Annotated in this window: 10 protein-coding genes; 6 read left to right on the top strand and 4 right to left on the bottom strand. The window is 68.4% G+C overall.

Annotated elements, in window-relative coordinates; translation table 11 throughout:
* Positions 1 to 271 precede the first annotated feature (271 nt).
* Positions 272 to 1,408, top strand: a complete 1,137-nt coding sequence (locus MFF24_RS05000; protein WP_238222849.1) for a helix-turn-helix transcriptional regulator — start codon at positions 272 to 274, stop codon at positions 1,406 to 1,408.
* A gap of 13 nt (positions 1,409 to 1,421) precedes the next feature.
* Here the strand turns inward: MFF24_RS05000 and MFF24_RS04995 are convergent, their stop codons facing one another.
* Together MFF24_RS04995 and MFF24_RS04990 are read right to left on the bottom strand one after the other, a co-directional pair.
* The gene (locus tag MFF24_RS04995; protein WP_238222847.1) at positions 1,422 to 3,236 is read right to left on the bottom strand and encodes a cation:proton antiporter domain-containing protein; all 1,815 of its coding nucleotides are present in this window, start codon (positions 3,234 to 3,236) and stop codon (positions 1,422 to 1,424) included.
* Between the two features lie 110 nt (positions 3,237 to 3,346).
* Complete coding sequence (locus MFF24_RS04990) at positions 3,347 to 5,164, bottom strand: PHA/PHB synthase family protein (RefSeq protein ID WP_238222845.1); 1,818 nt, start codon at positions 5,162 to 5,164, stop codon at positions 3,347 to 3,349.
* Between the two features lie 126 nt (positions 5,165 to 5,290).
* On the opposite strand from MFF24_RS04990, the gene MFF24_RS04985 reads away from it, so the two are divergent.
* The 5 genes from MFF24_RS04985 to MFF24_RS04965 all read left to right on the top strand — a co-directional run bounded on the left by MFF24_RS04985 (position 5,291) and on the right by MFF24_RS04965 (position 10,426).
* Positions 5,291 to 5,665, top strand: a complete 375-nt coding sequence (locus MFF24_RS04985; protein ID WP_238222843.1) for a hypothetical protein — start codon at positions 5,291 to 5,293, stop codon at positions 5,663 to 5,665.
* Positions 5,666 to 5,817: 152 nt separating this feature from the next.
* A complete protein-coding gene (locus tag MFF24_RS04980) occupies positions 5,818 to 7,038 on the top strand; it encodes an LL-diaminopimelate aminotransferase (protein WP_133090409.1) in 1,221 nt (406 codons plus the stop codon).
* Positions 7,039 to 7,213: 175 nt separating this feature from the next.
* Entirely contained in the window at positions 7,214 to 7,429 is a 216-nt protein-coding gene (locus tag MFF24_RS04975) for a hypothetical protein (RefSeq protein WP_166059874.1), read from the top strand.
* Between the two features lie 194 nt (positions 7,430 to 7,623).
* Positions 7,624 to 7,971 (top strand): hypothetical protein, encoded by a 348-nt coding sequence (locus MFF24_RS04970; RefSeq protein ID WP_238222841.1) that lies wholly within the window; start codon positions 7,624 to 7,626, stop codon positions 7,969 to 7,971.
* Between the two features lie 322 nt (positions 7,972 to 8,293).
* Complete coding sequence (locus tag MFF24_RS04965) at positions 8,294 to 10,426, top strand: sodium-translocating pyrophosphatase (RefSeq protein ID WP_108940941.1); 2,133 nt, start codon at positions 8,294 to 8,296, stop codon at positions 10,424 to 10,426.
* A gap of 80 nt (positions 10,427 to 10,506) precedes the next feature.
* Here MFF24_RS04965 and MFF24_RS04960 read toward each other — a convergent pair whose 3' ends face one another.
* Both MFF24_RS04960 and MFF24_RS04955 read right to left on the bottom strand, forming a co-directional pair.
* A complete protein-coding gene (locus MFF24_RS04960; protein WP_133090412.1) occupies positions 10,507 to 10,752 on the bottom strand; it encodes a hypothetical protein in 246 nt (81 codons plus the stop codon).
* A 327-nt stretch (positions 10,753 to 11,079) separates the two neighbouring features.
* A complete protein-coding gene (locus MFF24_RS04955; RefSeq protein WP_238222840.1) occupies positions 11,080 to 12,807 on the bottom strand; it encodes an adenylate/guanylate cyclase domain-containing protein in 1,728 nt (575 codons plus the stop codon).
* Between the last annotated feature and the right edge of the window lie 195 nt (positions 12,808 to 13,002).

Here is a 13,002-nt window from a genome sequence, read left to right as displayed (position 1 = left end):
CGACGATAACGACGATGCCATCAACCCTCCTGTCGATCACCGACAGAGAATCAGATCGCCCCACCTCAGAAAACCCCAGGCCGACTCGGCACGGTCGGCAACAGCTCTAATCGGCCATCGCCGTTCGACACGAAACCTGTTTCAGATCCCGTCGCTTTCCCTTGGAAACGAATTCGATCAGGTTCGACATGCCTGGTCGGGTCCGTCTCTGAACTCTTGATCGAGCACGTGCCGATTTGCTCGCGGCACAAGCCGATCGGCAGGTGCCAGCGTGTCGGCCACATCGGGTTTCGATCCACTTGCCCTGATCGACGCATGCTACGCGGCCGCCCTCGATCGTGAGCGGTGGTCGGGCGCGCTCGACGGGATCGCCGATGCGGTCGGGGCCCGCGGGGCGGTGATCGTCTCGCACGATCCGGCACGCACGGCGCAGACGCTGGCCTCCGAGCGGATCGCCGACGTGAACCTCGATTACGGCGTTGGCGGCTGGTGGCAGCACGACTCGCGCATCCGTCTCGGCCGGGAGCGCGGCCTCATGCGGCCGGGCACGGTCACGGTCGACGAGATGTACATCACGGCCGACGAGAAGCGGACCGATCCGTTCTTCCAGCATTTCATCGACCGGCACCGTCTCGGCAATCTCTGCGCCTATGTCGGCGCCGACCCGATGGACCGCCACACGCTGTCGTTCAGCGCGCCGCGCGATCTGCGCAAGGGGCCGTTCGAGGGCGCCGAGATCGAACGGCTGGGGCTTGTCGGCCCGCATGTCATCCGCGCCTTCCGGCTCACGGCGCTCGTCGGCGACCTGCGCCGGGAGGTGCAGGGGCTGGCCTCCGCCCTGGAGGGGATGCGGGCGGGAACCGTCGTGCTCGACGCCCGCGGCCGGGTTCGGCTCGTCAGCCCAGCGGGGGAGCGCTTGGCGGCGGGTTATCTCGCCCTGCGCACCGGGGCCGTTCCCACGGCCGCGGAGCCGGGTGAAGGGGCCCGCTTCGACCGGTTCCTCAGCGACGTTCTGCCGGAGCAGGCATGGCCGCTTCAAGAAAGGCTCCTGCTGCGTCGCCGGGGCGGCGGGCGTCCGCTCTATGTCGAAGCGCTCCCCCTGCGCGGCGGTGACCCGCTTCCGGAGGCCGGCACCGGGCTCGGAGGCGGCGTAATCCTGCTCCTGCGCGATCTGCTCGCGCCGGCCTCGCGCCCGATCGAGCCGCTGCTGGAGCAACTCGGGCTCACCCGGGCCGAGGCGCGGGTCGCGGCCTTGGTCGGCCGGGGCGCCGCGCCGCGGGAGGTGGCCGAGCAACTCACGGTCGGCGAGAGCACGGTGCGCAGCCAGCTCAAGGCCGTCTACGGCAAGCTCGCCATCCGTCGCCAGAGTGAGCTCGCGGTGTTCATCACCCGCCTCGACAGTCTCTGAAGACGGGCCTGCCCTATTCCGGCTCGTCCCGGCGCTGGCGCAGTTCCGGCACCGGCTGATCGGGCTCGGCGAGCGGCGTTTCCTGGCTCTCCGAGCGGCTCGAATCCACGAACAGCCGCGCCTCGCCCTCGCGCACGCCGAGGCTGCGCAGCGCGTAGGTCATCATGCCGAGCGCCAGTTCCCGCTCAGCCATCAGGACGAGGCCGACGCCGTCCTCCTCCAGCCGGCGGCGCTCGCTGTCACTGTGGGTGCGCACCACGCTGTCGATGCCGGGATTGGCAGCGCGCGCCTTGGTGAGCAGCCGCCGCGCCTGGTGCGGGTCGGGGGTCGCGACCACGACGAGGCGGGCGGAGCCGATATCGGCGGCGTCCAGGATGCCCGGCGCAGTGGCGTCGCCGAACACCGCCGGCACGCCCTGAGACCGCAACTCCTCGACCCGGCGCCGGTCGCGTTCCACCACGACGAAGGGCAGGTTCCAGTCCTGCAGTGCCTTGCCGATGGCACTGCCGACGCGGCCGTAGCCGATGATCACGGCATGCCCGCTCAACGCAGAGGCCGCCCGCACCGGTAGCGGCGCCGCGGCGCCGCGCTCAAAGCGGCGGCGCAGGTCCGGCCGCTCGCCGAGCCAGCGCGACACCCGGTCGGCCAGTCCGAAGAATAGCGGGTTGAGGGTGATCGACAGGAGCGCGCCGCCGAGGATCAGGTCGCGCCCCTCCGGTGGCAGCAGCTTCAACGAGATGCCGAGGCCGGCGAGGATGAACGAGAATTCACCGATCTGCGCGAGGCTCGCGGCGATGGTGAGCGCAGTCCCCACGGGATGACCAAAGGCCAGCACGATGGCGATGGCCGCAAGCGACTTGCCCAGCACGATGACGCCGACGACGCCGAGGATCGCGAGGGGCTCGCGCAGGACGATGCCCGGATCGAACAGCATCCCGACCGAGACGAAGAACAGGACCGCGAAAGCGTCCTGCAACGGCAAGGAATCGGCTGCCGCCTGATGGCTGAGATCGGATTCGGCGAGCACCATGCCCGCGAAGAAGGCTCCGAGCGCGAAGGACACGCCGAACAGTTCGGACGAAGCGTAGGCGATGCCGACCGCGCTCGCGAGCACCGCCAGGGTGAACAGCTCCCGAGAGCCGGTGCGGGCGGCGAGCCCGAGCAAATAGGGAACCACCCGCCGGCCGCCGATGAGCATCACCGCGATGAACACACCGACCTTGGCCAGCGTCAGCCCCAGCGTGACCCACAGCCCGTGATCCGGCGCCGCGTGATGACCCACCATTCCCGCCGCCTCGCCGCCGAGTGCGGGAGCCACCGCCGGCAGCAGCACGAGGGCCACCACCATGGCGAGATCCTCGACGATCAGCCAGCCGACGGCGATCCGGCCCTTGTCGGTGTCGAGCAGGCCGCGCCCTTCGAGGGCCCGCAGCAGCACGACGGTGCTCGCCACCGAGAGCGCCAGCCCGAAGACGAGTCCCGCCCCCGCGCCCCAGCCGAAGCCCCAAGCGAGACCGGCGCCCATGGCGGTCGCCACCCCGATCTGCACGATCGCGCCGGGCAAGGCGATGGTGCGCACCGCCAGCAGGTCGCCGATGGAGAAGTGCAGGCCGACACCGAACATCAGCAGGATGACGCCGAGTTCGGCGAGCTGGCTCGCCAGCGCCGGATCTCCGACGAAACCGGGGGTGAACGGGCCGATGGCGATGCCGGCGACGAGGTAACCGACGAGGGGCGGCAGCCGAATCCGCTGAGCCAGCATGCCGCCGATGAATGCGCAGACCAAGCCGAGCGCGATGATCGAGATGAGTTCGGTGGCGTGCTGCACCCTGCGTCCATCCTCCCGGGGCGGGAAGCCGGCCCCGGGATCAGATAAGGCAAATCACGGTCCCGTGTCCGCAACAGCGATGCGGTGGATGCACGGTTCCTGTCGATTCCTCAGGCTTTCATGCGCACATAGGTGCCCGGTGCCGGTGCGAGGGAGGGCAGCGCTCCCGTTCCGGGAATGCGCGCGGGCACGCGCTCGGGCGCCTGCTCCTCCAGCCATTGAAACCAGTAGGGCCACCACGAGCCGGGATGCTCGGTCGATTTCTCGATCCAGTCCTCGAACCGGCCCCTGGCCGGCCCCCCGGTGCGAAAGCCATACTTCGCCTTGGGGCCGGGGGGAGCGACGACGCCCGCGATGTGGCCCGAGCCCGCCAGCACGTAATCGACCTTGCCACCGAACTTCGCCGACCCCTCGAACACGGAGAGCGCAGGCGCGATGTGATCCTCGCGGGTGGCGAGGTTGAACACGGGCACCTTCACCTTCTTCAGGTCGAGGCGCACGTTGCCGAGCACCATCTGCCCCTTGGAGAGCGTGTTGTTGAGGTAGCAGTTGCGCAGGTAGAACGAGTGGTTGGCCGCCGGCATCCGGGTGGCGTCGGCGTTCCAGTAGAGCAGGTCGAAGGCCGCCGGCGGCTTGCCGCGCACGTAATTGTTGACGACGTAGGACCAGATCAGGTCGTTGGGCCTGAGCATGTTGAAGGCATTGGCCATGCGCGCGCCCTCCAAGTAGCCGCGCTCGGCCATCCGCTCCTCGATCGCCTTGATCTGACCCTCGTCGGCGAAGACCTTGAGGTCGCCGGCATGGGTGAAATCGACCTGCGTGGTGAGGAACGTCGCGCTCTTGATCCGCCGGTTGCCGGTGGCCGCCTGGTAGGCCAGCGTCACGGCGAGCAGGGTGCCGCCGACGCAGTAGCCCGCCGCCGCCACGTCGGTCTCGCCGGTGGCGACGCCGATCATGTCGATCGCGGTCTCGATTCCTTCGCGCATGTAGGACTCGAAGTCCTTGTCCCGGTGGCGCTCGTCCGGATTGACCCAGGAAATCACGAACACCGTGATGCCTTGAGAGACCATCCAGCCGATGAGGCTCTTCGTCGGGTTGAGGTCGAGGATATAGTACTTGTTGATCCAGGGCGGCACGATCAGCAACGGGCGCTTCAGCACCGTCTCGGTCGTGGGCGCATACTGGATCAGCTCCATCAGGTCGTTGCGGAAGATGACCTCGCCGGGGGTCACCGCCACGTCCTGGCCGAAGGTGAAGGCGTTCAGGTCGGTCTGGCGGACGCGGAGCTGTCCGCCGCCGGCCTCCAGATCCTCCTGCAGCATCTTCATGCCGCGCATCAGGTTGGCGCCGCCCTCCTCCAGCGTCTGGCGCAGGAGCTCGGGGTTCGTCATCACGAAGTTCGAGGGCGAGTAGGCCGAGAGGAGCTGGCGCAGATAGAACTCGGCCTTGTGGCGGGTGTGCTCGTCGATGCCGTCGGCCGTCTCGACCATCTCCTCCGCCCAGCGGCCGAGGATGAGGTAGCTCTGCTTGATCAGGTCGAAGACCGGGTTGGCGCTCCAATCGGCGTGGGCGAAGCGCTTGTCCTTGGCCTCGGGCTCGACGATCGGCGCGGCGGGAGCGCCGTGCATCCGGGTCAGGGTCGAGGCCCACAGCGCGGCGAAGGAGTGGGTGAGCTTGGTCTGGGCCTGGAGCGCCTTCTCGGGATCCTTCAGCCATGTCTCGGCGACCCGCGTCAGCGTGCGGGTCATCTCGTCGATCTCGTCGGAGCCCTGGAGCTTGGCGGTCGGCAGGCCGGTCCCCTGCCCCGCCGGGTCGAACGGCTTGAGCGAGGCCGCCGCCGATTGCCGGAACGCCTCCGCCAGTTGATTCGCGTTGCGCGCGATGGTCTCGAAATCCGGTGCTGCCGGGCTCGTCCGCTCCGTGGCCACGCGACACGTCCTCCCAGGGTCCGCCCGCATTCCGCCTCTCCGGGCGGCCCGAGCCTCGTTTCCGACAAATTAACGCCCCACCCAGCAGATGTCGCCCGCCCCAGGCTCCATTTCCAGACCGTTGTCATGATCGTGCGCCGTGCCGCCCGCGCCGTTGCCCTGGTCCTGCCGGCCTCCGCCGTCCTGGTTGCCCTGGCCGCAGCCGGCGGCTGTGCGAGCGACGTGAATCCGCTGAAGGCGGCCATGGTCGGCGCGGGCTCCGGCATCAAGCCGGTAGAGGCGCCCGACTTCGTGGCACAGTCCCGCAACAGGGACGCAACCTACATGCCGGTGGGCGAATCGGCGCCGCGGCGCGCCGTTCGCGCCCGCAACTCGGCGGGGCTGAACGCGTTGCAGGCGGAACTCGAAGGGGCGCGCAACCGCAACGAGGCCAAAGGGCGCGCGGCGGAAGGGGCAGCCAAGGATGCCGCCAAGGGGCTGGCGCCCAATCCGGTGCAGTGAGGGGTGCGCTCCGCCCCTCGGGCCGGGTCTTGCGATTCCGGCATTGAGATTTCGTATCGGCGCGCGGGCGCGTCGATGATAAACAGATCGACTCCTCACCGCCGACGATTCCCCGCGGGAGGAGGGTTCGCGACACCGGACAGAACGACGCCATGACCGATTTCCACCGCATCAAGCGCCTTCCGCCATACGTCTTCGAGCAGGTGAACCGGATCAAGGCCGCCGCCCGAGCCCGTGGCGCGGACATCATCGATCTCGGCATGGGCAACCCCGACCTCGATGCCCCGCGACACGTCATCGAGAAGCTCGTCGAGACGGCCGGCAAGCCGCGCACCGACCGCTACTCCGCCTCCAAGGGCATCGCCGGCCTGCGCCGGGCTCAGGCCGGCTACTACCAGCGCCGCTTCGGCGTGAGCCTCAACCCCGACACCCAGGTGGTGGCGACGCTGGGCTCGAAAGAAGGCTTCGCCAACATGGCCCAGGCGATCACTGCGCCGGGCGACGTGGTGCTGGTGCCCAATCCGAGCTACCCGATCCACGCCTTCGGCTTCCTGATGGCGGGCGGCGTGATCCGCTCCGTGCCGGCCGAGCCGACCCCGGCCATGTTCCCGGCGCTCGAGAAGGCGGTCGTCCACTCGATCCCGAAGCCTGTGGCGCTCGTGGTCTGCTACCCCTCGAACCCGACGGCCTACGTCGCGAGCCTCGATTTCTACCGCGATCTCGTCGCCTTCGCGAAGAAGCACGAGCTGATCCTGCTCTCGGATCTGGCCTATGCCGAGGTCTATTTCGACGAGAACAACCCGCCGCCCTCGGTGCTGCAGGTGCCCGGCGCCATCGACTGCACGGTGGAGTTCACCTCGCTCTCGAAGACCTTCTCGATGGCGGGCTGGCGCATGGGCTTCGCGGTCGGCAACGAGCGGCTGCTCGCGGCGCTGACGCGGGTCAAATCCTACCTCGATTACGGCGCCTTCACGCCGATCCAGGTCGCGGCCACCGCCGCACTCAACGGGCCGGACGATTGCATCAAGGAGATGCGAGCGACCTACAAGAAGCGCCGCGATGCCCTGATCGAATCCTTCGGCAAGGCCGGCTGGAAGCTGCCGACGCCCGAGGCCTCGATGTTCGCCTGGGTCCCGATCCCGGAAAAATTCCGGGAGCTCGGAAGCCTGGAATTCTCCAAGCTGCTTCTGGAGAAGTCCGACGTCGCAGTGGCGCCGGGAATCGGCTTCGGCGAGCACGGCGACGATTACGTCCGCATCGCGCTGGTCGAGAACGAGCAGCGCATCCGGCAAGCGGCGCGCAACGTTCGCCGCTTCTTCGACAGCGCCGACCGTACGCTCCACAACGTGGTGCCGATGCAGAAGGCGGTTTGATCCGGGCGGCTTCCCCTCGAACGTTGTTGCGGTGGGGCGACAGGGCCGGGCAATCGGCCCCGTTCGCCCGCCCATCGGGGGGGAGAAGCTTGTCAGTGTGCCTCGGTGTCCGCAGGGTCTTTTCCCGTTCCGCCGCCGGGCCGTCCCGGCGGGCCGACGTGTTTCGAGGACCCGCATGCGCCGCCTGAAGCTCTTCGCCGCCCTGGCGCTCGCCGGCGCCGCCACCGGAGCCTGCGCCCCCCATCCGATTGTGGCGCGCGACCCCGTGCCCGCCCCTTCCCCGGAAGAGGCCTATTCCTGCAGCTCGACGCCGCTGCCGCTGAACGCCTACAAGTCGGATTGCACACCCGTGCTGCGTGAGCCGCGGGCCGTCCTGCAATCGAAGGGCTGAGGCCGCGTCCGATCGTCAACCGTCTTCGTCAACCTTTTCTTGTCACGTCCCGGGGTTTGATCGCAGCTTCGAGACGCCAGCCCGATCCGGTCCGACTGCGCAGCGAGCGGCGTCGGCCCATTTCCAGTGTCGATGCGCTCTCATGCCGGGCGGCAAACGCTCGGCCTCAGAGACTCCAACGACGGAGCAAGTCCGTGGCCCGTGCCCGCCTCCTCCTTGCCGCCTCCCTCCTCGGGCTCGCCGCCCAGGGTGCCCATGCCCAGAACCTGCAGGATCGCCCCTATGGCGAGGCGCGGGGGCCGGTGGTGCATCAGGTCGATCCCGACAGCGGTCGCTTCCGTGGCCCGCCGATCAGCACCGAAGGCCAAGATCTGCGCGCCATCGGCGCCGTGCCGGTGCCGACCGTGATGAACGGCGGCGGTTTCGGCCCAACCGGCAACGACTACTACGGCAACATGCTGATCGCGACACCGCAGGGCCCGCGCCGGGCCTCGGACGGCTACGTCCTGGCGCCCGCCTACAAGTCTCCGCCGCTGCGCTGAGACCCCCTGCCCCCATCCGTCGCTTTCGTCCAAGGGCGCAGGTCAATCCTGCGCCCTTCGCCGTTTCGGACCATCTTCGCCGGGCACGCGGTTCCAATCCGGCTTGCGCCGCAATAATTGCAGTGCAGCAATCGAAAACTTGTCATTATCTTGCATCTTGGCCGTTTAGGAAGGTTCTCAACGGCACGAGGCATTTGCGCTTAACGCCGAAGTTTGGCAATCAAGTTCAGGTTCTCCAGGGAGGGCGCCTCAAACCGAGCAACGTCCGTCGGCCATCCCGGCCAAGCTCGGCAAATCACAATCAAAATCCAAGGACGCACGCATGACCGCACTTTTGCTGATCATCGTGGGCGGGCTCTGCGCCGTTGCCTACGGTGTTGTGACGATCCGTGACGTGATGCGAAGGGATGCGGGCACGCAGCGCATGCAGGAGATCGCGGGCGCCATTGCCGAGGGGGCGCAGGCCTATCTGAGGCGCCAATACGCCACCATCGGTATCGTCGGCGTCGTCCTCTTCGTCCTTCTGGCTTACTTCCTCGGCATCAAGGTCGCCATCGGCTTCCTGATCGGCGCCATTCTCTCGGGGGCGGCCGGCTTCATCGGCATGAACGTCTCGGTGCGCGCCAACGTCCGCACCGCGCAGGCGGCCACGCAGTCGCTCGGCGGCGGCCTGGAGGTCGCCTTCAAGTCCGGCGCGGTCACCGGCATGCTGGTGGCGGGCCTCGCGCTGCTGGGCGTCGCTCTCTACTACCTGTTCCTCACCCGCGGCGCCGGATTGGCGCCGGGCAGCCGCGAGGTCATCGACGCGCTGGTGGCGCTCGGCTTCGGCGCCTCGCTGATCTCGATCTTCGCTCGTCTCGGCGGCGGTATCTTCACCAAGGGTGCCGATGTCGGCGGCGACCTCGTCGGCAAGGTCGAGGCCGGCATTCCCGAGGACGATCCGCGCAACCCCGCCACCATCGCCGACAACGTCGGCGACAACGTCGGCGACTGCGCCGGCATGGCCGCGGACCTGTTCGAGACCTACGCCGTGACGGTGGTCGCCACCATGGTGCTGGCCGCGATCTTCTTTGCGGGCAACGCCGCCGTGCTCGAGGCGATGATGCTCTATCCGCTCGCTATCGGCGCGGCCTGCATCGTCACCTCGATCATCGGCACCTACGCGGTCAAGCTCGGCGCCAACCAGTCGATCATGGGAGCGCTCTACAAGGGTCTGATCGCGGCGGGCGTGCTGTCGATTGTGGCCATCGCCGGCGTCAACCTCGCCCTGTTCGGCGGCTTCTCGACCACCTTCACGACGAATACCGGCCTGACCTTCTCGTCGGGCGCCTTGTTCGGCTGCGCGGTGCTCGGCCTTCTCATCACCGCGCTGATCGTCGTCATCACCGAGTACTATACCGGCACCAACTTCCGTCCGGTGAAGTCGATCGCCACAGCGTCCGTCACCGGCCACGGCACCAACGTGATCCAGGGGCTGGCGATCTCGCTCGAATCGACTGCGCTGCCGGCCATCGTCATCGTGGCGGGCATCATCGCCACTTACGCGCTGGCCGGCTTGTTCGGCATCGCCATCGCTGTCACGGCGATGCTGGCGCTGGCCGGCTTCATCGTGGCGCTCGACGCCTTCGGCCCCGTCACTGACAACGCGGGCGGCATCGCCGAGATGGCGGGTCTGGCCCCGGATGTCCGCAAGGCGACGGATGCGCTCGACGCGGTCGGCAACACCACGAAGGCCGTCACCAAGGGCTACGCCATCGGTTCGGCCGGCCTCGGCGCCCTGGTGCTGTTCGCCGCCTACACCTCGGACCTGAACTACTTCATCGCCAATGCGAGCCCGACGCAGTACCGCTTCTTCCAAGGCGTCTCCGTCGATTTCTCGCTCTCCAACCCCTACGTCGTGGTCGGCCTGCTGCTCGGCGGCCTGATCCCGTTCCTGTTCGCGGGCATCGCCATGACGGCGGTGGGTCGCGCCGCCGGCGCGGTGGTCGAGGAGGTGCGGCGGCAGTTCCGAGAAAAGCCCGGCATCATGCAAGGCACCGACCGGCCCGATTACGGCCGCGCCGTCGACATGCTGACCCGCGCCGCGATCAAGGAAATGATCATCCCCTCGCTGCTGCCGGTGCTGTCACCGATCGTGCTGTTCTTCGTGATCCAGGCGATCGCGGGGAAGTCTCAGGCGTTTGCGACCGTCGGCGCCTCGCTGCTCGGCGTGATTCTGACCGGCCTCTACGTCGCGATCTCGATGACGTCGGGTGGCGGCGCCTGGGATAATGCCAAGAAGTACATCGAGGACGGCCACCACGGCGGAAAGGGCTCGGACGCGCACAAGGCGGCCGTGACCGGCGACACCGTCGGCGACCCCTACAAGGATACGGCCGGACCGGCCGTGAACCCGGCGATCAAGATCACCAACATCATCGCGCTGCTCCTGCTCGCCGTGCTCGCGCACGCCTGAGCCGGATTGTCCGCAAAGAAGAACCCGCCGCGGTCACCCGCGGCGGGTTCTTCTTTTTCCAGGATCGAGGTCCGAAAGACTTAGTCGCAGCTCTCCTTGGTGACCGTCTTGCGGTCGCCCATGTCGTTCTCTTTGGTCACCGACTTGGTGGAGCAGCCGCTCGTGGTGCTGTCGCGCCGCTCGACGGTGGTCGAGGAGGTGGTAGCGGGGCGGTCCACCACGACCCGGTCCGGACCGTCGCGCTCGATTACGGTGGTCTGGGCGGACGCACCCGAGACGCCGGCAAGCGTCAGGACGGCGGCAGCAGCGAGAAGGGATTTGCGCATGAAAATCCTCCGTATCGGACAAATCTGCGCGACTAACGGCGACCGAACCTGAACCGTTCCAGCGAATTTCTCGTCTCAAACGAAGTCATGCCTCGGTCGATCGAAGATGTGCAGCGCTTGGTTGTAATACCTGTCGCTGTCTGAACCCTCGCGCGCGGGGTCGGCTCGCTGCTGGAGACGAGGATGAACACGGTTCAGGCACTCTTCCGACCGGACCGCACCGGCCGCCCGGCGAGCGCCCGAACCTCGTTCTCCGCGTATCCGCAGGCTCCCCCTCTCCCCGCGTTCGAGGAGTAAGAGGTCGCGGCGTGATCGGCACCGAACCCGTCAACCGTCCTGAAGCGCCGTCGGAGCGTCGGCTCCGATCAAGCGCGCCCGTAGCGGCTGAGCCCGCCCCGTCAGCGTCAGTTCCTGAAGCGGCCCGGCGGGCAGCCCGGCGGCCTCGTAGACGGCCTCGGAGACGATTGCGATCTGCCGCATCGGCCCGGTCAGACCTTCCAGACGGGCGGCGACATTGACCGTGTCACCGAGCACCGTGAAGCGGGACTCGGTCTCGTCCCCGAGTTCGCCGACGATGGCCATGCCGGCGTGCAGGCCGACGCCGTAGCGCAGGCGCTCGCCGAGATCGGCGGCGAGCATGCGGTTGAGCTGTTCCACATGCGCTGCAATGCCATCGACGGCCCGCAGGGCGTCGCGGGCGGCGCGCTTCGGGTCGCGATCGAGGCCGAAGATCGCCATCAGCCCGTCGCCGAGATGCTGGTTGACCGATCCGCCTGCCTCGCGCACCGCCCGGCCGACCGCGCCGAGGAAGCGCCCGATGACGAAGACGGTGTCGTAGGGCAGGTGCTCCTCGGCGAATCGGGTCGAGCCGCGCAGATCGGCGAACAGCACGACGACGAAGCGCTCCTCGCCGGTCGCAGCCCGCTCCGCATCCGGCACGGCGGTCACGCGGGCCTGCGGCGTGAACAGCGGCGCGACGATCAAGTCGGCCGTCGGCCGAAGCTGGCAGGCGAGCCGGATGCCGGGGCTGGCGCCGATGCGTTCCAGGACGAGGCGCTCCGTCCGTTCCGGCTCCGGCAGGTGGCGGTGGCGCTCCGGATCGACCACCCGGATGCGGCAGGTCGAACAGCGGCCCCGCCCGCCGCACACGCTCGCATGCGGGATGCGGCCGCGCCGGCTCGCTTCGAGAACGCTGCTGCCCCGCGGTACCCGGATGGTGCGCCCGTCGGGATAGCCGATGCGCACGAAGCCGCCGCGCGTCTCGACGAAGGTGCGGGCGCCGCGCGCCAGCACGACGAGCCCGAGTGCCGCGAGGTAGGCCGAGAAGAGGCCGCGGCGAACCGCGCCCAGCCGCTCGCTCTGCGCCTTTGAGCCGAAATGGTTCGCCCCGAGTTCCTGGGCCCGCCAAGCGGGATCGGCGGCGAGCAACGCCACGCTGCGTCCGCCCTGGACCACACCGAGGAGCGCCAGGGTCGGTACCAGCACCGCGCCCGCGAGCAGCCAGGGCGCCGCACGGGAAAAGCCGCGTTTGAGTCGGAGCCAGAAATAGAGGCCGAAGCAGCCGTGCAGCCACGCCACGACGAGGCCGGTCGCCTGCATCATGCCTTGGCTCGGCGCGGCGACCCAGGTGGCGTAGAGAACCTGGGGATAACCTCTGTCGAGCTCCTCCAGGCTCCAAGCGAGACGGGTGCCGACGACGTGGCTGAGAAGCAGCATCGGCACGGCGAGGCCGAGCAGGAGCTGCGCGGTCTCGGCCGGCTGTACCCGGTAGAAGCGCCGCTCGTAGAAGGCGTAGAGCCCCAGAGCGAGATGCGTGAGAAGAGCGCCATAGAGGAGCACGAGGGCGGGTGGCGTGCGCCAGAGCGCGGCCTTCACCGTGAGCCCGATCTCTAATGCGCCGAGGGAGACGTTGCCCAGGGCGTGGACGAGCAAATGCGTGAGCACGTAGGCGAACAGCACGAGGCCGCTGCCGAGACGAAGCTGCCGTAGGGTCGGACGGGCGGGCCAGGGCAGACCGAAGCGGCGGCCAAAACCCGGACGCGCCGCCTGCCCCACTGCCCTCGCTCCCTGGTTTGAACGACGTCTCCAATGACCCTCATAGCGCGGTGCGAGGCAACGACGAAGTCATCGGCGTCAAAACACGAGCGTGGGGCTTCGTTTCATGGTCGGCATTGTGCGTCGCTGCGTTGCGGTGGCGTCCGGGCGAGATCGAGGATCTGCGTGAACCACGGCAGGGGGGCCGGCGAGCCT

This window comes from Methylorubrum aminovorans (genome assembly GCF_022179725.1).
GTDB lineage: Bacteria > Pseudomonadota > Alphaproteobacteria > Rhizobiales > Beijerinckiaceae > Methylobacterium > Methylobacterium aminovorans.
The sequence above is the reverse complement of the archived record's forward strand: the minus strand, read 5'-3'. Positions and strand labels throughout refer to the sequence as shown.